Source organism: Dactylosporangium sp. NPDC000555 (assembly GCF_040300025.1).
In the GTDB taxonomy this organism is placed as follows: domain Bacteria; phylum Actinomycetota; class Actinomycetes; order Mycobacteriales; family Micromonosporaceae; genus Dactylosporangium.
Window position 1 is genome coordinate 12449 of record NZ_JBEPDB010000043.1, and the last position, 19310, is coordinate 31758.

The 19310-nt window shown below is 71.2% G+C and carries 15 protein-coding genes; 12 read left to right on the plus strand and 3 right to left on the minus strand.

From position 1 onward, the window contains the following. The first annotated feature begins 26 nt into the window (after positions 1-26). Positions 27-695 carry a response regulator transcription factor gene (locus tag ABT297_RS24245; protein ID WP_502885635.1) on the plus strand — a complete coding sequence of 223 codons (669 nt, stop codon included), beginning with the start codon at positions 27-29 and terminating at the stop codon, positions 693-695. 3 nt (positions 696-698) lie between these two features. Here ABT297_RS24245 and ABT297_RS24250 read toward each other — a convergent pair whose 3' ends face one another. The 3 genes from ABT297_RS24250 to ABT297_RS24260 form a co-directional block, all read right to left on the minus strand. Then, positions 699-1313 (minus strand): dihydrofolate reductase family protein, encoded by a 615-nt coding sequence (locus ABT297_RS24250; RefSeq protein WP_350553486.1) that lies wholly within the window; start codon positions 1311-1313, stop codon positions 699-701. A 79-nt stretch (positions 1314-1392) separates the two neighbouring features. Then, a complete protein-coding gene (locus ABT297_RS24255) occupies positions 1393-1560 on the minus strand; it encodes a hypothetical protein (RefSeq protein ID WP_350553488.1) in 168 nt (55 codons plus the stop codon). A 57-nt stretch (positions 1561-1617) separates the two neighbouring features. After that, the gene (locus ABT297_RS24260) at positions 1618-2532 is read right to left on the minus strand and encodes a LysR family transcriptional regulator (protein WP_350553490.1); all 915 of its coding nucleotides are present in this window, start codon (positions 2530-2532) and stop codon (positions 1618-1620) included. A gap of 139 nt (positions 2533-2671) precedes the next feature. Here ABT297_RS24260 and ABT297_RS24265 point away from each other — a divergent pair, with 139 nt between their 5' ends. From ABT297_RS24265 to ABT297_RS24315, 11 genes are all read left to right on the plus strand, one after another. Then, positions 2672-4060: an LLM class flavin-dependent oxidoreductase gene (locus ABT297_RS24265; protein WP_350553492.1), complete on the plus strand. Its 1389-nt coding sequence runs from the start codon at positions 2672-2674 to the stop codon at positions 4058-4060. Then, positions 4057-5466 (plus strand): NtaA/DmoA family FMN-dependent monooxygenase, encoded by a 1410-nt coding sequence (locus tag ABT297_RS24270; RefSeq protein ID WP_350553494.1) that lies wholly within the window; start codon positions 4057-4059, stop codon positions 5464-5466. Before ABT297_RS24265 ends, ABT297_RS24270 begins: the two co-directional genes overlap by 4 nt. Before the next feature lie 34 nt (positions 5467-5500). After that, on the plus strand, positions 5501-7126 hold the full coding sequence (locus tag ABT297_RS24275; RefSeq protein WP_350553496.1) for an ABC transporter substrate-binding protein: 1626 nt from the start codon (positions 5501-5503) through the stop codon (positions 7124-7126). 7 nt (positions 7127-7133) lie between these two features. Then, positions 7134-8081: an ABC transporter permease gene (locus ABT297_RS24280; protein WP_350553498.1), complete on the plus strand. Its 948-nt coding sequence runs from the start codon at positions 7134-7136 to the stop codon at positions 8079-8081. Beyond that, the gene (locus tag ABT297_RS24285) at positions 8078-8932 is read left to right on the plus strand and encodes an ABC transporter permease (RefSeq protein WP_350553500.1); all 855 of its coding nucleotides are present in this window, start codon (positions 8078-8080) and stop codon (positions 8930-8932) included. Before ABT297_RS24280 ends, ABT297_RS24285 begins: the two co-directional genes overlap by 4 nt. Beyond that, the gene (locus ABT297_RS24290; RefSeq protein ID WP_350553502.1) at positions 8929-10611 is read left to right on the plus strand and encodes a dipeptide ABC transporter ATP-binding protein; all 1683 of its coding nucleotides are present in this window, start codon (positions 8929-8931) and stop codon (positions 10609-10611) included. Before ABT297_RS24285 ends, ABT297_RS24290 begins: the two co-directional genes overlap by 4 nt. After that, complete coding sequence (locus ABT297_RS24295; protein WP_350553504.1) at positions 10608-11816, plus strand: acyl-CoA dehydrogenase family protein; 1209 nt, start codon at positions 10608-10610, stop codon at positions 11814-11816. The genes ABT297_RS24290 and ABT297_RS24295 overlap by 4 nt, the downstream gene beginning before the upstream one ends. Then, complete coding sequence (locus ABT297_RS24300) at positions 11813-12976, plus strand: LLM class flavin-dependent oxidoreductase (RefSeq protein WP_350553506.1); 1164 nt, start codon at positions 11813-11815, stop codon at positions 12974-12976. Before ABT297_RS24295 ends, ABT297_RS24300 begins: the two co-directional genes overlap by 4 nt. Further along, a complete protein-coding gene (locus tag ABT297_RS24305; RefSeq protein ID WP_350553508.1) occupies positions 12973-13479 on the plus strand; it encodes a flavin reductase family protein in 507 nt (168 codons plus the stop codon). The genes ABT297_RS24300 and ABT297_RS24305 overlap by 4 nt, the downstream gene beginning before the upstream one ends. Positions 13480-13629: 150 nt before the next feature. Beyond that, positions 13630-14859: a DUF1996 domain-containing protein gene (locus ABT297_RS24310; protein WP_350553510.1), complete on the plus strand. Its 1230-nt coding sequence runs from the start codon at positions 13630-13632 to the stop codon at positions 14857-14859. A gap of 344 nt (positions 14860-15203) precedes the next feature. Further along, the gene (locus ABT297_RS24315; RefSeq protein WP_350553512.1) at positions 15204-19103 is read left to right on the plus strand and encodes a ThuA domain-containing protein; all 3900 of its coding nucleotides are present in this window, start codon (positions 15204-15206) and stop codon (positions 19101-19103) included. Positions 19104-19310: the final 207 nt, after the last annotated feature.

A 19310-nucleotide genomic window follows, 5' to 3' on the forward strand; every position in this document is an offset into this window, starting at 1 on the left:
CAAAGTCCCTCTCCAACTTCTGGATCATGTCGTCGATCAGGTTGTCCGAGATCGCCGACGGTGACACGGTCCTCGCCCAGCTGATCGCCGACGGCCTGCGCGAACACGACATGGTCGTCGACGTCGTCCACGACGGCGCCGCCGCCGTCAGCCGCGCCACCGACGTCGCCCCGGACGTCGTCGTCCTCGACCGCGACCTGCCCGTCCTGCACGGCGACGACGTGACGCGAGCACTCATCCGCCTGGGCTCCCCGGCGCGCATCCTCATGCTCACCGCGGCGGCGTCGCTCGACAGCCGAGTCGAGGGTCTTCACCTCGGCGCCGACGACTACCTCGCCAAGCCCTTCGCCTTCGCCGAGCTCATCGCCCGCGTGACCGCGCTCGGCCGGCGGGCGCCGGGCCGGATAGCGACCGTGCTGCACCGCGGCGACATCAACGTCGACGTCGGGCGCCACGAAGTTCGCCGCGGCGACCGCGCGATCACGCTCACCCGCAAGGAGTTCGGGGTGCTCACCGAGTTGCTGCGGGCCAACGGCGAACTGGTCAGCGCGGAACACCTGCTCAACCGGGTCTGGGACGAGCACACCGACCCGTTCACCACCGCAGTGCGCACCACGGTCAAAACCCTGCGCCAGAAGCTCGGCGACCCGGACCCGATCGCCACCATCGTCGGCCGCGGCTATCGCCTTCCTTGACCGCTACCTGCCCTCGGGCACCCGGTCCTTGACCTCGTCGTAGCCAACCGCGGCGGGCGCCTCGGCCGGCACGTAGATCACCCGGATCACGCCCGTCGGAAACGTCTCCGTCGCCGTCACCCTCAGGTGGTACGGCGCGTCGCCGTCATCGAACAGCCTGCGGCCCTTGCGCGCCGCCACCGGATGCACCAGCAGGCGCAGCTCATCGACCAGTCCCGCGGCGAGCAGTTGCTGTACCACCGAAATCGAGCCGGGGATGAGGATGCCTTTGATGCTGGCATCGGCCTTGAGCGCGGCCACGGCCTCGACGAGGTCGCCCCCGATCAGCTCGGAGTTGCGCCAGGAGAACTCCAGCGGCTGGCGCGAGACGACCACCTTACGCACGTCCCCGAGCTGCTTGGCGAACGACGCGTCGTCGCCACCGGCCGCCTCGCGGCTGGGCCACGCTCCGGCGAAGCTGTCGTAGGTCTCACGGCCGATGAGCAGCACGTCGGCCGTGTCGTAGTCCTCGCCGACGGCGCGGCCCATGTTGTCGTCGAAATACGGGAAGTGCCAGTCGGGGTCGATCTCGGCCACACCATCAGCCGAGACGAACAGCGTGGAGACGACCTTTGCCATTGCGGTGATCCCTTCGATTGGTATCGACAGGCGTCCGGTGCAGCACCCGCACCCCATTCGGCCATGGATTCTATCCGCGTCAGCGACCCCCGGGCATCGCTTCAAGGCGATAGGTCGAGATCTGATCGGGGGCCGAAGCGAAGGGTACGAGTGGCAGGTCCGGCAGGTCCGCGCGGTGACGCACCGTCTCGTCGCGATGCGCGAGATTTCGACTCATCACGGAGTGAACGTGCTGCTTTTTGTGCATGATCACTCCGTGATCATGGCCAGCCGCTGCTTTCGGGTTGAGACACCCCATCGCGGATCAGGCGGTGCGGTCGCGTAGTGGCCGGCTGGCCCGCTCGCGCAGTAGTGCCAGCACCTCGCGCACGGCCGGCGGCACCCGGGTCTGCCGGCGGTGCAGCGCCGCCATCGTCACGAGGGTGGTGTCGCCGGCGAGGGGCCTCGTCACGATCAGGCCGGCCCGCTCGAGCGGATCGCCGAGCACGCTGTAGTCGGGCAGGACGGTGAGCCCGATGCCCTCGGCGACCATCATCTTGCCCATCTCGGCGCCATCCGTGGAGTGCCATTCTGCGGGCAGGTCGGAGCCGAAGAGCCGGTGCGCGAAACGGTACATGAGATAGCCCGACCGCATCGCGACGAACCGCTCGCCCCGCAGGTCGTCGGCGGAGACCTCGGTCTGTGCCGTGAGGGCGTGCCCGGCCGGCAGCACCACCGCCGGGCGGCCCACGAGCAGCGGCGTCGGCTCGAGGCCGGGCGGCACGTCGTCGCCGTCGAGCAGGTTCACCAGGCCGAGGTCGAGGGTGCCGTCGAGCAGCGACGTGTGGATCTCGTCCTGCTGCACGTTGCGCACCTCGACCGCCGCGCGGCGGTGGTTCGCCTGGAAGGCGCGCACGGCCGGCAGCACGAGCGAGGCGGTGCCGGCGTTGACGGTGCCGATGCGCAGCAGCCGCCGCGTGGCCAGCTGGTCGCCGGCGGCGGCCTTGAGCCGGTCGACGGACTCCAGCACGTCGACGATCGGCTGCAGCAGCTCGCGGCCGGCGAGGCTGATCCGCGCGCCGGAGCGGTGCCGCTCCAGCAGCGTCACGCCGAGCTCCGCCTCCAGCTTGCGGATGGCCTCGCTGAGGGCCGGCTGCGAGACGTGCAGTTGCTCGCTGGCGCGGCGCAGCGAGCCGTAGCGGGTCACGGCGGCGAGGTACTCGAGCTGTTCGATGCGCACGGCGTACTCCGGTGATCGGTGACGGCTTTCAGGGGATCGACAACGCCTTCCGGGCAAGGTCTTGCGCTGCAATAACCTACTAACCCTATAGTTTTTACCAACAAACCTCCAGTGCCTCCGACGCCGCCGGGAGAGACGCGTGTCCGGACTTCCCCTGCACTTCGCCGCCTTCGTGATGAACACGACCGGCCACATCATCCAGGGCACGTGGCGGCGACCCACCGCACGCCAGGCCGACTTCAACAACCTCGACCTGTGGGTGGACCTCGCCCGCACCCTCGAACGCGGTGGCTTCGACGCGATCTTCTTCGCCGACGTCGTCGGGCTGTACGCGCCCTACCGCGGCGACGAGCGCAAGTACGTCGAGGCGGGGCTGCAGGTGCCCAGCAACGACCCGTCGGTCCTGGCCAGCGCCATCGCCTACGCGACCGAGCACCTCGGTATCGCGTTCACCGCCTCGGTCCTGCAGGAGCACCCGTTCAACTTCGCCCGCCGGATCTCCACCCTCGACCACGCCAGCAAGGGCCGGATCGCGTGGAACATCGTCACGAACTACCTGCCCAACGCCTCGCGCAACTTCGGCCTTGACGGGCTGACGAAGCACGACGAGCGCTACGCGTGGGCCGACGAGTACGTCGACGTCACCTACAAGCTCTGGGAGGGCTCGTGGGAGGACGACGCGCTGGTGCAGGACCGCGAGACCGGCGTCCATGCCGACTACGACAAGATCCACCGCATCGATCACGAGGGACCGCGGTACCGCGTGGAGGGACCCCACCTCGTCAGCCCGTCGCCGCAGCGCACGCCGCTGCTGTTCCAGGCCGGGACCTCCGAGGCAGGCCGGACGTTCGCGGCGAAGAACGCCGAGGCGGTGTTCATCGTGGCGCCCAACGTCGAGGCGGCGGCCCGCGACACCGCCGACATCCGGGCCCGGGCCGTGCGGCACGGTCGCTCCCCGCACGACCTGAAGTTCTTCCAGGGCCTGCACTTCGTCGTCGGCTCGACCGAGGAGGAGGCGCGGCGCAAGAGCGACGAACTCGACGAGTGGATCGACTACGACGCGCAGCTGTCGCACATGTCCGGCGCGGTCGGCATCGACTTCGGCCACGAGGACCTCGACCGGCCCGTCGGGCAGCTCGAGACCGAGGGCGTCCAGTCGATCCTCGGCTGGATCAACGACCTGGTGACCGACCGGCCGCCGACGCTGCGCGACGTCGCACACTACACCGCGCACAACGGCCGGGTGACCGGGACCCCGGAACAGATCGCCGACAAGCTCGAACGGTGGCGGGCCGCCGGCGTCGACGGGATCAACGTGGTCAACGCCGAGATCCCCGGCAGCTACGAGGAGTTCGTCGACCACGTCGTGCCGGTGCTGCGCGAGCGCGGCCTCGCCCGGCGTGAGTACGCCGGCGGGACGCTGCGCCAGAAGCTGTTCGGCCGCGGCGACCGCCTGCCCGATACCCATCCCGCCACCCGATACCGCGGCGCATTCGGCACCGCGCCCGCCGGAGAGGCCAATCCGTGAGCAGCAAGAAACGCCTGATCCTCAACCTGTTCGAGATGAACTGCGTCAGCCACATCACCCACGGGCTGTGGCGGCTGCCGGACAACAACCGCGAGCGGTTCAACGACATCGAGTACTGGACGGAGCTCGCCCGGCTGCTGGAGGCGGGCGGCTTCGACGCGGTGTTCCTGGCCGACGTCGTCGGCACCTACGACACGTTCCGCGGCTCGGCGGCCACCGCCATCCGGCAGGGTCTGCAGATCCCCAACAACGACCCGGCGTCCGTGGTGCCGGCCATGGCCGCCGTCACGCGGCACCTGGGCTTCGGCATCACGTTCTCCACGACCTACGAGCCGCCGTTCGCCTGGGCCCGGCGGGTCAGCACCCTCGATCACCTCACCAAGGGCCGGGTGGGCTGGAACATCGTCACCTCGTACCTGCCCAACGCCGCCCGCAACTTCGGCCGCGACGGCGAGGTCGAGCACGATCTGCGGTTCGAGATCGCCGACGAGTACCTCGACGTGCTGTACAAGCTGTGGGAGGGCTCCTGGGACGAGGACGCGATCGTCGCCGACCGGGCCGGCAACCTCTTCGCCGACCCGGCGAAGATCCGCCCCATCGATCACGAGGGGCGCTGGTTCAAGGTGGAGGGGCCGCACCTGCCCTCCCCCAGCCGGCAGCGCACCCCCGTGCTGTTCACGGCGACCGCGAGCGGGGCCGGCACGAGGTTCGCCGGCAAGCACGCCGAGGTCGTCTTCACCGGCGGGCCCGACGCGGCAAGCCTCGCCCGGACGATCGCCGGCATCCGGGAGGCCGCCGTCGCGGCCGGCCGGCGCGCCGACGACGTCCGCTTCGTCACCATGGCCGGGGTGGTCGTGGCGCCCACCGAGGCCGAGGCCAAGGCCAAGCTCGCGCGCTACCAGGAGCTGATCAGCCCCGATGGGTACCTCGCCCACGCGAGCCTGCCGTGGGACCCCGCGGCCTACCCGCCCGAGACCAAGCTCAAGGACGTCGGTGTCGACAGCGGCCGGGCCGGGCGGTTCCGCTCCATCGACCCGGAGCAGACCGTCGGGGAGTTCCTCGCGGGCTTCGGCGACCTGACCCGCCAGCCGCTGCTCGCGGTCGGCGACCCCGAGCAGGTCGCCGACGAGATCGAGCGCTGGCTCGACGAGGTCGGCATCGACGGGATCAACCTGCTGCAGTACCACTCCTACGACACCGCACGCGACTTCATCGAGTTCGTCGTGCCGGTCCTGCGCGAACGCGGCCGGCTGCGCCGCGAGTACGACGAGCGCGAGACCCTGCGCGACCGCATCTTCGGCGAGGGCGACCGGCTGCCCGATCGGCACTACGGTGCCCGCTACCGCGGCGGTGCCCACCTGCCGGCGAGCGGCATCGCCGACCCCCAGCCGGCGCTCAGCAGCTGAGCACCGATCCCTTGACTTGTAAGGAAAAACTGCGATGACCAGACGCAACCGCGTTGCCCTCGCCACGGTCGCCGTGCTCGCGAGCGGGTCGCTCGCCGCCTGCGGTGGCGCCGCCGCCGAGGCCGGCGGGGAACCGCAGACCGGCGGCACGATCATCTACGGCCACGTCCAGGAGCCGCCGTGCATCTTCGGCGGCTGGATCCAGCAGGCCTACATCTCCCGCCAGGTCCTCGACGGGCTCGTGACCCTCGCGGACGACGGCAGCGTCCAGCCGTGGCTGGCGACCAAGTGGACGGTGTCGAGCGACGGGCTGCGGTACACCTTCACCCTCAAGGACGGCGTGAAGTTCACCGACGGCACGCCGGTCGACGCCGAGGCCGTGGCCTGGAACTTCGACCTCTGGGAGAACAAGAAGGGCAACAGCACCGCCAAGGTCTCCATCGACCCGTACTACAAGTCGGCCACCGCTGTCGACGCCACCCACGTCCAGATCGACCTCAATAAGCCGTTCCCGCTGTTCCTGACGCTCATCACCCAGGGCTACTTCGGCATCCAGTCGCCGACTGCGTACAAGGGCCGTTCCGAGCAGGAGAACTGCGAGAAGCCGATCGGCTCCGGCGGCTTCACCGTCAAGGAGTGGAAGCACGGCCAGGAGGTCGTACTGGCCAAGAACCCGGCCTACAACTCCTGGCCGGCCACCGCCAAGCACCAGGGCCCTGCGATCGTCGACGAGGTGCGCTGGAAGTTCGTCGCCGACGGCGTGGCCCGCTACGCCTCGCTGAGCACCGGCGAGTCGCACGTCGTCTACGAGGTGCCGACGGTGAACTGGAAGGACGCCCAGTCGCGGTACCAGACGATCCGCTACATCACGCCCGGCAAGCCGGTGTCGTTCTTCATCAACACCAAGGCAGGTCCGTTCACCGACAAGCTCGTGCGGCAGGCGTTCGCCTACGGCGCCGACCGCAAGGCCGCGGTCGAGGCGGGCTTCCACGGCGTGATCCCCTACGAGGGCAACCCCGCGGTCAGCCAGGCAACCCCGGGCTACAACGCCGAGGTCGCCAAGGCCTACGCCTACGACCCCGCGAAGGCCGAGCAGCTGCTCGACCAGGCCGGCTGGGCCCGCGGCGCCAACGGCATCCGCGCGAAGGACGGCACGCCGCTGACCATCAAGCTGGTCTACGGCGCCGGGTTCATCTTCACCCAGGAGGGCGCGACGGTACTGCAGGTGCTGCAGGAGCAGTGGAAGAAGGTCGGCTTCGACGTCAAGCTGATCCCGGCGACCCAGGCGGAGCAGTGGGGCGGCAAGTACTCCGACCCGAGCACGTTCGACGCCACGCCTTCCTACTGGACCAGCCCCAGCCCCTCGATCCTGTGGATCGTCTGGCGCCCGTCGCTGCCGGACAGCCCCAACGGCAGCAACCGGTCGTTCTACAACAACGACACCCTGTCGACGGTGATCCAGCAGGCCAACTCGGAGCCGGACACCGCCAAGGCGAACGCGCTCTACGGTCAGGCCCAGCAGATCATCCAGGACGACGCCGCCGGCGTGGGGCTGTACACCCAGAACTCCACCTACGCCGTCGCGCGGAACCTCAAGGACTTCTGGCTCGAGAAGAGCCAGGGCGAGCCGGTCTTCTCCGATGCGTACTTCACGAAGTGAGACGGCGATGAGCGTCCGGCGGATCGTCTTCAAGGTCGTGAGCGCGGTGGCGGTGATGGTGGCGGCCGCGTCGGTCACCTTCTTCGCCCAGCTGGCGGTCCCCGGCGACCGGGCCACGACACTGATGAACCTGCAGACCGGCCAGGACCGCGAGTGGACGGCCGAGGAGCTGGCCCCGCTCAACGAGCGGTTCGGCTTCAAGGACCCGATCCTGGTGCAGTACCTGCACTACGTCGGCGGCCTCTTCCGCGGCGACCTCGGCACCTCCTACACGCAGAAGCGCCCGGTGACCGAGGTGATCGGCGGCCAGCTGCTGCCGAGCCTGACCCTGACGGTAGCGGCGCTCGCGGTCGCGTGGGTCCTGGCGCTCGCCGGGACCCTGCTCACGGTCCGCCGGGGCCGGGTGCTGTCCAGCCTCGGCGCCGCCTGGGAGGCGCTGACGGCGAGCCTGCCGCACTACTGGGTCGGCGTCGTGCTGCTCGTGGTGTTCTCCGTGCAGCTGCGGGTGTTCCCCATCATCGGGGGCACCAGCGCCTGGGGCAGCGTGCTGCCGGTGCTGACCCTGGCGATCCCCCTCGCCGGCTTCCTCGGCCAGGTGACCCGCGACGAGTTCGAGCAGGTGCTGCAGCAGCCGTTCGTGACCACGGCCCGGACCCGCGGCATGTCCGACTTCGGCGTGCGACTGCGACACGTCCTGCGCCACGCCGTGCTCCCGGCGATCACGCTGTCCGGCTGGGCGCTCGGGGCGCTCGTGGCCGGGGCCGTCATCGCCGAGAACATCTTCGGCCGGCCGGGCATCGGGCAGGTGCTCGTCACCGCGGTGAACACCCGCGACGTGCCGACGGTGTCCGGCATCGTGCTGGTGGTGGCGGCCATCTACGTGGTCGCCAACCTCCTGGTCGACCTGGCCTACGCGGTCGTCGACCCGCGGCTCGCCGCGGGGGGCACCCGATGAGCGCCGAGGCGCTCGCCCCGCCGCGACGGCGGCTTCGGGCCGTCCCGCTGCCCTCGGCCGGCACGGCCCTGGCCCTGCTCGTCGTCGTGCTCGTGCTGATCGCGGCGTTGGCCCCGGGCGTGCTGGCCAAAGGCAGCCCCACCGAGATCGACCTGGCCTCGACGCTGCAGGCGCCGTCGTGGGCGCACCCGTTCGGCACCGACGACGCCGGCCGCGACCTGCTCACCCGGGTCATCTACGGGGCTCGCCAGTCGCTCGGCATCGGGCTCGGCGCGACCGCGCTCGCGTTGCTGATCGCCCTGAGCCTCGGGTTCACCGCGGCGCTGGCCGGCGGCGTCGTCGACGCGGCCATCACCCGCGTGCTGGAGGTCGCGTTCGCCTTCCCGGCGCTGCTGCTGGCCCTGCTGGTCATCTCGGTGCGCGGTCCCTCGGTCGCCACGGTGATCACCGCCGTGGGCATCGGCTCCGCGCCCGGCTACGCCCGGATGGTCCGCGGCCAGGTCCTCGCCGTGCGCCAGGCCGGCTACATCGAGGCGGCGGCCGCGCTCGGCCACTCGCGGTTCGCCGTCATCCGCCGGCACCTGTTCCCCAACGCCGTGCGCCCGCTCGTCGCGGTCGCCACCCTCGGCATCGGCCAGTCGGTCGTGTGGGCCTCCGCACTGTCGTTCCTCGGCCTGGGCGTCGCCCCGCCCAGCTCGGAGTGGGGCGCCCTGCTCGACGCGGGCCGCCTGCACATCACCACCTCGTGGTGGCTGGAGATCCTGCCCGGCGTCGTGATCGTCCTCGTGGCGCTCTCGGTGACCTCGCTTGGCCGCACCCTGCAGAACCTTCTCGGAGGAGCCGCCCGATGACCACAACCGAGCAGATCCTCGCCGACCCCGTCGAGGCGCACCTGGACGGCCCGTCGTTGCTGACGGTGGAGAACCTGCGGGTGTCGTTCGGCGACGCCGAGGTCGTGCGCGGCATCTCGTTCACCGCGCGGCGCGGGCGGTGCCTCGCCATCGTCGGCGAGTCCGGATCCGGCAAGAGCGTGACCGCCCGGACCCTCGTCGGGCTCACCGGTGCGCGTTCCCGCGTCACCGCCGACCGGATCGACCTCGACGGCACCGACCTGCGCACCGCCTCTGAACGGGCCTGGCGCACGGTGCGCGGGCGGCGCATCGGCTTCGTCCTGCAGGACGCCCTCGTATCCCTCGACCAGCTGCGCCGGGTCGGCGACGAGGTGGCCGAGCCGCTGCGGCTGCACGGCTGGGGCAGCCGCGCCGGCCGGGCCGCGCGCGCCGTCGAGCTGCTGCGCTCTGTCGGCGTCCCCGAGCCGGAGGTGCGGGCCCGGCAGCGGCCCTACGAGCTGTCCGGTGGCCTGCGCCAGCGTGCCCTCATCGCCTCCGCGATCGCCCTGGACCCACCCCTGCTCATCGCCGACGAGCCGACGACCGCGCTCGACGTCACCGTGCAGGCCCAGGTGCTCGACCTCCTGGCGACGGCCAAGGACCGGGGCACGTCGATCATCCTCATCAGCCACGACCTGTCCGTCGTGGCCCGGCTCGCCGACGAGGTCGCCGTCATGCGCGACGGCGAGATCGTCGAGCAGGGCCCGGTCCAGCGGGTCCTGCACGAGCCCCGGCACGAGTACACCCGGATCCTGCTCGACGCCATCCCGTCGCAGCACACCCGGGGCACCCGGCTCAGCCGCCCCGCCGCGGGCGCCGCCCCCGCGGCGGCCCGGACCCGCCGGCCCGTCGACCGCGGCCGGCCCGTGCTCGAGGCGCGGCACCTCACCAAGGTCTTCCGCGGCCCCGACAAGGTCGACCGGACCGTCGTCGACGACGTCTCCTTCGAGCTGTTCGGCGGCGAGACGCTCGGCATCGTCGGCGAGTCCGGCTCCGGCAAGACCACGACCGCGCGCATCGCCCTCGCGATCCTCCAGGCCACCTCGGGCGAGGTGCGGCTGCGCGGCGAGGCGTGGTCGGCGCTGACCCCGGCCCGGCGCCGGCCGCTGCGCAAACAGATCGGCGTGGTGTACCAGGACCCGCTGAGCTCCTTCGACCCGCGCTGGCCCGTCGGGCGCATCCTGATCGACGCCCTCGGCACCGGCGCCCGGCCGCCGAGCTCGAGGACCGAGGCGCGGGAACGGGCCGTGCGCCTGCTGGAGCAGGTCGGCTTGCGCGAGTCCCACCTGCGGGCGGCGCCGCTGCGGCTGTCGGGCGGGCAGCGGCAGCGCGTGGCGATCGCCCGGGCCCTCGCCCCGCAGCCCGCGGTCGTCGTGTGCGACGAGCCGGTCTCCGCGCTCGACGTCTCGATCCAGGCCCAGGTGCTCGACCTGCTCACCGACCTGCAGGACGAGCTGGGCGTGAGCTACCTGTTCATCTCGCACGATCTGGGTGTGATCCACCACGTCAGCGACCGGATCCTGGTCATGAAGGACGGCCGGGTCGTCGAGCACGGCACCGCCGCGGAGGTCTTCGAACAGCCGCGGCACGACTACACCAAGCGGCTGCTCACCGCGGTACCGCGGCTGGGGTCGGCATGAACGAGCGCTTCGCCGAGGTCTTCGCCCGCATCGCGGCGGGCGCCGTGGAACGCGAGACCGACCGCACGCTGCCGCGCGAGCCGGTGCGATGGCTGCGGGAGGCCGGCTTCGGCCGGCTGCGCGTCCCCCGCGAGTACGGCGGGCTGGGCGCGACGATCCCGGAGTTCGCCGAGCTGCTCATCGAACTGGGCCGTGCCGACTCGAACCTGCCGCAGCTGCTGCGCGGCCACGCCGGCTTCGTCGAGCAGCGCCTCGTCCACCCCGACGCGGAGGTCCGCGAGCGGTGGCTGCGCCGCATCGCCGCGGGCGTGATCGTGGGCAACGCGCAGAGCGAGCGGGCAAGCACCTCCTGGTGGGAGCCGGAGACCAGGCTCACGCCGGACGGCCCGAACTGGCGGCTCGACGGGCGCAAGTTCTACTCCACCGGCAGCCTCCTCGCCGACTGGATCCAGACTACGGCGGCGCTCGGCGACGGGCGCACGGCCAACGTGCTGGTGCCCGCCACCGCGGCCGGGGTGACCCGGCTCGACGACTGGGACGGCTTCGGCCAGCGGCTCACCGCCAGCGGCACCACGCTCTTCGAGAGCGTGCCGATCGCGGCCGAGGACGTCGAGATCGTGCCGGCGGACCGCCCCGGCTCGTCGCTGCCCGCGTTCTTCCAGCTGGTCCACCTGGCGACCCTCGCCGGCATCGGGCGGGCCGCCGTCGCCGACACGGTGGCGTTCGTCACCGGCCGCACCCGCAACCTGTTCAACCCGGCCCATCCGGCGCCGGCCACCGACCCGCTGGTCCAGGAGGTGGTCGGCCGGATCGGCGGCGCCTCCTTCGCCGCCGACGCCGCCGCCCGGGCCGCCGCGGAAGCGCTCGAGGCGGTGCACCAGGCCCAGCTGGCCGGGCAGGTCACCCAGGACGCGTTCGACCGGGCGGACATCGCCGTCTACGGCGCGCAGGGCGCCGTGGTCCGGCTGGTCCTCGGCCTCGTCACCGAGCTGTTCGAGGTCGGCGGCGCCTCCGCCATCGCGGAGCGGCTGCGGCTGGACCGGCACTGGCGCAACGCCCGCACCGTCGCATCGCACAACCCGGTGATCTACCGCGACCGGATCGTCGGGCAGTACCTGCTGGACGGCACCAGCCCCAGCTCCGCCTACACCCGGCCCCGCGCCGTCGAAGGTACCCCGCCCACCGACCACGGACTGGTGTCATGACCGACCTCAAGTTCCACTGGTTCCTGCCCACCAACGGCGGCGACAGCCGGCAGGTCGTCGGCGGCGGACACGGCACCCCCGCCGGCAACGCCGGGCGCCCCGCCTCCGTGGCCTACCTCGGGCAAATCGCACGCTCCGCCGAGCAGCTCGGCTTCGAGGCCGCGCTGACCCCCACCGGCGCCTGGTGCGAGGACGCCTGGATCACCACGGCGATGCTGGCCGGCGTCTCCGAGCGGCTGAAGTTCCTCGTTGCGTTCCGGCCCGGCCTCACCTCGCCGTTCCTCGCCGCGCAGATGGCCGGCACCTTCCAGAACCTCTCCGGCGGCCGGCTGCTGCTCAACGTCGTCACCGGCGGCGAGAGCCACGAGCAGCGCATGTACGGCGACTACCTGGACAAGGACGCCCGCTACGCCCGCTGCGGAGAATTCCTGCAGATCGTCCGGGACCTGTGGACGGGCCGGCCGGTGAGCGTGGATGGCCACCACTTCGCGCTCTCCGACGCGGTCCTGGCCCAGGTGCCCGACCCGCTGCCGCCGCTGTACTTCGGCGGGTCGTCGCCCGCGGCGCTCGACGTCGCGGCCCGCCACGCCGACGTCTACCTGACCTGGGGCGAGCCCCCGGCCGCCGTCGCCGAGAAGGTCCACCGGGTGCGCGAGCAGGCCGAGCGGGAAGGCCGGACCCTCGCCTTCGGCCTGCGGGTGCACACCATCGCCCGCGACACGGCACAGGAGGCCTGGGCCGAGGCCGACCGGCTGCTGGCCGGCATCTCCGAGGAGCAGATCCGCCACGTCCAGGCCGGGCTGCGCCGCAGCGAGTCCGAGGGCCAGCGGCGGATGCTCGCCCTCAACGGGGGCACCAAGGACGGCCTGGAGGTGTACCCCAACCTGTGGGCCGGCGTCGGCCTGGTCCGCGGCGGCGCGGGCACCGCCCTCGTCGGCAGCCACGCCCAGATCGCCGATCTCATCGAGGAGTACGTGGCCGCGGGCATCACGGAGCTGGTGCTCTCCGGCTACCCGCACCTGGAGGAGGCCTACCGGTTCGGGGAGGGTGTGCTGCCCGAGCTGGCCCGGCGTGGCCTCTGGCGGCACCCCGCACCCGGCCGGACGCCGGCGTCCGCCGTCCCGTTCGGGGCGGCCACCCCAAGGCAGGAGCAGCCGTGACCGTGCTACGCACCAACCAGGACCTCGACCCCGCCCGCCTCCGCGAGGTGTTCGGCATCTACCCCAGCGGCGTGGTCGCCGTCGCCGCCCTTGTCGACGGCGCCCCCGTCGGCCTGGCGGCCAGCTCCTTCACGTCGGTGAGCCTCGACCCGCCGCTGGTGTCGTTCTCCATCGCCAACGCCTCCAAGACCTGGCCGGACCTGCGCCGCGCGTCGCACCTCGGCGTCACGATCCTCGCCGAGCACCACTCCACCGTCGCCCGCCAGCTGGCCGGCGCCGTCGAGCGCCGCTTCGACGGCGTGCCGGTGACGGCGACGGCCGACGGGGCGGTCACCCTCGACGACGGGCTGGCCCAGTTCGACACCACCATCCACGACGAGATCCTCGCCGGCGACCACACGATCGTGCTGCTGCACCTGATCGCCGTCCGTCGCACGGCCCTGACCGACCCGTCTCCGCTGGTCTTCCACCGCAGCCGGTTCGGCCGCGTGCAGCCCGGCTGACGCCCGGCGCGGACGCCCAAGTTGTTGGTAGGCAGTGCTACGCGTTAAGGAAGGTTTAGGGACCTGTCGGACACAGGGCGGGAGGGCCTACCATCGGCGGCCGTGGCCGTCCGGCCAGCGTGTCGTGCCGTGCTCGTTGGGGAGAGACCTGTGTCGTACACCGCGCTCCGCGAACCCGACGCAGGCCCGCCGCCGTCGCGTCCCGGTCTGCTGGGGCGGCTCGTCCGGGACAAGCGGAGCATGGCCGCCGGCTCGGCCGTCGTCGTGATCGTCGCCGCGGCCGCGGCCGCAGCCGTGTACCTGGGCGGCGGTGCCGCCGAGCCCGAACCGTCGAACGCCGCCGACGCCTCCGCGTACGCCTCGCCGCCGGCCGAGCAGACGGCGGAGTCGTCCAGCGGGTCGCTGTCCGCGTTGGGCCTCGCGTCGCCGTCGGCCTCCGTTACGCCGTCGGCCTCCGCGGGGCCCTCGGCCGCGGCCACGCCGAGGGTTCCCGCGACCGGCTGGGTGCCGGTCGACCACGCGGCCTGGAAGGCGCAGGCCGACGCCTATCAGGCATTGAAGATCGATCCCGTGCCGGCCGGTGTGGGCAACCTCCCGGAGTTCCGGGCCGACTGCCAGTACAGCCACTCGCTGCCGGACGACCCGATCGTCGCCCCCGGCCTCCCGGGCGCATCGCACATGCACTCCTTCGTCGGCAACAAGGCCGTCAACGCCGGCACCGTGGCCGCGGATCTGACGAAGTTCACGGCCACCACCTGCAAGCCGGTCCAGGACCACTCCGCCTACTGGGTGCCGACGCTCTACGACAACGCGACCGGCAAGCCGGTCGAGACCACGGGCTTCCGGGTCTACTACCGCTCGCTCATGAACACCTCGACCGGTCAGATGCCGATGCCGAGCGGTCTGCGCATGATCAGCGGCGACGCCAAGAAGAAGGAACCGACGCCGCGCGGCGCGAGGGGCCAGTTCTACTGCGCGTTCTACGGCCCCGGCGACCTCGACGGCGTTGCCCGCAGTACCAACGGCAACTGGCCCATCTGCGGCGGGAACGCCACGCTGCACTTCATGCTGCAGTTCCCGGACTGCTGGGACGGCGAGCACCTGGACAGCCCCAACCACAAGGACCACGTGGCGTACGGCGCCGGCAACGCCTGCCCGCGCAGCCACCCGGTGAAGATCCCGGCGATCACCTTCGACATCCAGTACGGGGCCAAGGGCACCCCGGAGGGCTACTACCTCTCCTCCGACCCGGATGGCAAGAGCGCCTCGTCGATGCACGGTGACGCGTTCGTGATGTGGGACGTCGACACCATGAACAAGCGCACCAAGAACTGCGTTCTGCAGCGCCGGACCTGCGACAACGACGGCTACCAGAAGTAGCGCAATCCCGGCCTTCGATCCGCATCGCGCGATCGAGACATGGAGAGTCTTCACAACGTCGGGTCGAGTCTGCTTAACTGTCCGCAGCCCGGTGAGAGAGCGCTCTCTCACACCGCCCGCCGAGGTGGAAGGGGGGCGACCGCACGCACACCCTTCGATAGACCCGCTGGATAGAACCACTGCACAGACCTGGTCGTCGCCGCTCACGGCGACCGGCACACCGACCCCGCGCGGCCTTCGGCGAGGCGCCGGGAGTCCGGCACACCCCACCCGACCGCAATCGCGGTGCAGACGTGATCGGCGCACGTCTTCGGCAACCTTCAACGAGAGGTCCACAACCGATCATGTTTCGCAGAGTGCTACTCTGCGTCGCCATCGTGCTGGCCGGAGTCGGCGTCAACGTCGCCCCGGCGTTCGCCGCCGACTACGCGGTGCTGATCTTCAGCAAGACCGCGGGTTTCCGGCACGACTCGATCCCGGCGGGCATCGCCGCGATCCAGCAACTCGGCACGCAGAACAACTTCACGGTCGAGGCGACCGAGGATGCCGGCCAGTTCACCGACGCCAACCTGGCGAGGTTCAAAGCGGTGATCTGGCTGTCCACCACCGGTGACGTGCTCGACGCCAACCAGCAGGCCGCGTTCGAGCGCTACGTCCGGGCCGGCGGCGGCTACGTCGGCGTACACGCCGCGGCCGACACCGAGTACGACTGGGCGTGGTACGGCAACCTGGTGGGCGCCTTCTTCGCCAGCCACCCGGCGATCCAGCCGGTCACGGTACGTGTCGAGGACAAGGTCCACCCGTCCACGGCCGGCCTGCCGGCCAACTGGAACCGGACCGACGAGCTGTACAACTACCGCACGAACCCGCGCGCGACGACGCACGTGCTGGCCAACCTGGACGAGTCGACGTACACCGGCGGCAGCATGGGCGCCGACCACCCGATCTCCTGGTGCCGCGCCTACGACGGCGGACGCTCGTGGTACACCGGCCTCGGGCACACCCAGGAGAGCTTCACCGAGGCCAACTTCCGCACGCACCTGCTCGGCGGCATCAAGTACGCGGCCCAGGGCACCGGCAACTGCGCGGTGGGCTCCAACCCGCCGGCCGCCGCCGGCACGTTCAGCCAGGTGACCCTGGCCAAGGGGGTCGCGAAGGTCGGCGAGCCGATGGGGTTGACCGTGCTGCCCAACCGGGGTGTGCTGCACACCTCGCGGGACGGCGTCATCCGGTACACCGACGTCAACGGCAACACGAAGGTCGCACTGACGCTGTCGGTCTACTCCCACGACGAGGAGGGTCTGCAGAGCATCAAGGCCGACCCGAACTTCGCCAGCAACCGGTGGGTGTACGTCTACTACGCGCCGCCGCTGAGCACCCCGGGCGGCGACGCTCCCGCCAACGGTACGGCGGCCCAGTTCGCCCCGTTCAACGGCAGCAACAAGCTGGCCCGGTTCACCGTGCGGGACGACTACACGATCGACCCGGCCTCGCTGGTGACGGTCCTCGACGTGCCGACGAGTCGCGGGATGTGCTGCCACGTCGGCGGTGACATCGACTTCGACGCGGCCGGCAACCTCTACCTGTCCACCGGTGACGACACCAACCCGTTCGAGTCCGCGGGCTACGCACCGCTCGACGAGCGGGCCGACCGCAACCCCGCCTACGACGCGCAGCGCACCGCTGGCAACACCAACGACCTGCGCGGCAAGGTGCTGCGGATCAAGCCCTCGGCGACGGGTGGCTACACCATCCCGGCCGGCAACATGTTCGCCCCGGGCACGGCGAAGACCAGGCCCGAGATCTACGCCATGGGCTTCCGCAACCCGTTCCGGATGAGCGTGGACAAGGCCACCGGGGTCGTCTACCTCGGTGACTACGGCCCCGACGCGGGCACCGCCGACCCGCAGCGCGGACCCGCCGGCACCGTCTCCTTCGAGCGGATCACCCAGCCGGGCTTCTTCGGCTGGCCGTACTGCTCCAACTACAACACTCCCTACCAGAAGTTCACGTTCCCCAACGGACCGTCGGCCGGACCGTTCGACTGTGCCGGTGGGCCGACGAACAACTCGCCGAACAACACGGGTCTCACCAAGCTCCCGCCGTCCCAGGCCGCCTGGCTGCCGTACGGCGGCGCGGGGCCCTGGCGTCCCGAGCTGGGCGGAGGCGGGCCGATGGGGGGTCCCGTCTACAACTACAACCCGGCGCTGGTCTCCGATGTGAAGTTCCCGGCCTCCTACGACGGGAAGGTCTTCCTCGGCGAGTTCACCAGTCGCTGGATCAAGACGGCCACCCTGACGGCTACCGGCGCGGCCGGTGCGATCGACTCGTTCCCGTTCACCGGAACCCAGATCATGGACATGGAGTTCGGGCCGGACGGCGCCCTGTACGTGCTCGACTACGGCACCGGCTGGTTCGGCGGCGACGCCAACTCCGCCCTCTACCGCATCGAGTACAACACCGGCGGCAACCGGGCACCGATCGCGCAGATCAGCGCCACCCCGCTCACCGGCCCGGCGCCGCTGACCGTGCAGTTCAGCTCGGCCGGCAGCTCCGACCCGGACGGTGACCCGATCACGTTCGCCTGGGACTTCACCAGCGACGGCATCACCGACTCCACGGCGGCCAACCCGACGTTCACCTACACCGCCAACGGCGAGTACACGGCGACGCTGACGGTACGCGACAGTGGCGGCAAGATCTCGACGGCCAGTACCGTCATCGGGGTCGGCCGGCCGACGGTCCAGCTGATCACCCCGGCCGACGGATCGCTGTTCAAGTTCGGCGACACGGTGCCGTACGAGGTGCGGGTCACCGACCCGAACGCCGGCACCATCGACTGCAACCGGGTGACGGTCACCTACATCCTCGGCCACGACAGTCACGGTCACCCGATCACCAGCAAGAACGGCTGCACCGGATCGCTGCAGACCACAGTGGACGGTGAGCACGACGCGGCCGCGAACATCTTCGGGGTGGTCAACGCGCAGTACACCCCGGTGGCCGGGACCGCGGTGCAGGACCAGCACGTGCTGCAACCGCGGACCCGCCAGGCCGAGCACTACACATCGATGAACGGCGTCCAGATCGCCGCCAAGCCCAGCGCGCACGGCGGCAACGCGGTCGGGTACATCGAGAACGGCGACTGGATCTCCTTCACGCCGTACAACCTGACGGGCGTCACCGGCTTCTCCGCGCGGGTCGCCTCGGCCGGCATCGGTGGCACGATCACCGTGCGGGTCGACTCGCCGACCGGCCCGGCCGTGTCCACGGTGCAGGTCAGCCCGACCGGCGGGTGGGAGACGTGGGTCGATGTGACCGGCACGGTGACCCCGCCGTCCGGCACGCACCAGCTGTACCTGGTGTTCACCGGCGGTGCCACCGGATCGCTGTTCGACATCGACGACTTCACGTTCACCTCGGGCACCACGACTCCCCCGCCGGCGTCGGGGAACCTGGCGCTGAACCGCCCGGCAACCGCGTCGAGCACGCAGGGGGCCGAGTTCCCGGCGTCGGCGGCGGTGGACGGTTCGGCGACGACCCGGTGGTCGAGCGCGTTCGCCGATCCACAGTGGATCCAGGTCGACCTCGGCCAGTCGTACGCGATCGACCGGGTGAAGCTCACCTGGGAGGCCGCATACGCCTCGGCGTACCAGATCCAGACGTCGGCGAACGGGACGACCTGGACCACGGTACGCACGGTGACAAACGGTGCCGGCGGGGTGAACGACAACACCGCGCTGGCCGCCACCGGCCGCTACGTCCGGATCTACGGCACCGCCCGCGCCACGGCGTACGGCTACTCACTGTACGAGTTCGAGGTCTACGGCGCGAACACCACGACACCCCCGCCCCCGACGGGGAACCTGGCCTTGAACCGCCCGGCGACCGCGTCGAGCACGGAGTCCGCCGCGTATCCCGCGTCGGCGGCCGTCGACGGTTCGGCGACGACGCGGTGGGCGAGCGCGTTCGCCGATCCACAGTGGATCCAGGTCGACCTCGGCCAGTCGTACGCGATCAATCGGGTCAAGCTGACCTGGGAGGCCGCGTACGGCAAGACGTACCAGATCCAGACGTCGGCGAACGGGACGACCTGGACCACGGTGCGTACCGTGACGAACGGTACCGGCGGGGTGAACGACAACACCGCGCTGGCCGCCACCGGCCGCTACGTCCGGATCTACGGCACCGCCCGCGCCACGGCGTACGGCTACTCACTGTTCGAGTTCGAGGTCTACGCCTGACGGTCGTGTGCGGGGGACCCGGGTGGTCCCCCGCACACGCGCCGTGTGCCACCTGCCGCGGGTGGGGTATCCCCACCCGCGGCGTTGTGACGCTGCGGCAGTGACTGTCGTGCCGGCAAACCGGGCCGGCTGGTTGTGCGCGGTGTCGGCGGCGATCGGCATTGACCGGGATCATCGCGTCGGGAGGCTGACGCGGCGCACGCGAAG

Coding starts and splice junctions, on each gene's coding strand:
- ABT297_RS24300 (WP_350553506.1), top strand. CDS start 11,813: ATGACCGACCTCAAGTTCCACTGGTTCCTGCCCACCAACGGCGGCGAC.
- ABT297_RS24315 (WP_350553512.1), top strand. CDS start 15,204: ATGTTTCGCAGAGTGCTACTCTGCGTCGCCATCGTGCTGGCCGGAGTC.
- ABT297_RS24280 (WP_350553498.1), top strand. CDS start 7,134: ATGAGCGTCCGGCGGATCGTCTTCAAGGTCGTGAGCGCGGTGGCGGTG.
- ABT297_RS24290 (WP_350553502.1), top strand. CDS start 8,929: ATGACCACAACCGAGCAGATCCTCGCCGACCCCGTCGAGGCGCACCTG.
- ABT297_RS24255 (WP_350553488.1), bottom strand. CDS start 1,560: ATGCACAAAAAGCAGCACGTTCACTCCGTGATGAGTCGAAATCTCGCG.
- ABT297_RS24285 (WP_350553500.1), top strand. CDS start 8,078: ATGAGCGCCGAGGCGCTCGCCCCGCCGCGACGGCGGCTTCGGGCCGTC.
- ABT297_RS24275 (WP_350553496.1), top strand. CDS start 5,501: ATGACCAGACGCAACCGCGTTGCCCTCGCCACGGTCGCCGTGCTCGCG.
- ABT297_RS24245 (WP_502885635.1), top strand. CDS start 27: ATGTCGTCGATCAGGTTGTCCGAGATCGCCGACGGTGACACGGTCCTC.
- ABT297_RS24250 (WP_350553486.1), bottom strand. CDS start 1,313: ATGGCAAAGGTCGTCTCCACGCTGTTCGTCTCGGCTGATGGTGTGGCC.
- ABT297_RS24295 (WP_350553504.1), top strand. CDS start 10,608: ATGAACGAGCGCTTCGCCGAGGTCTTCGCCCGCATCGCGGCGGGCGCC.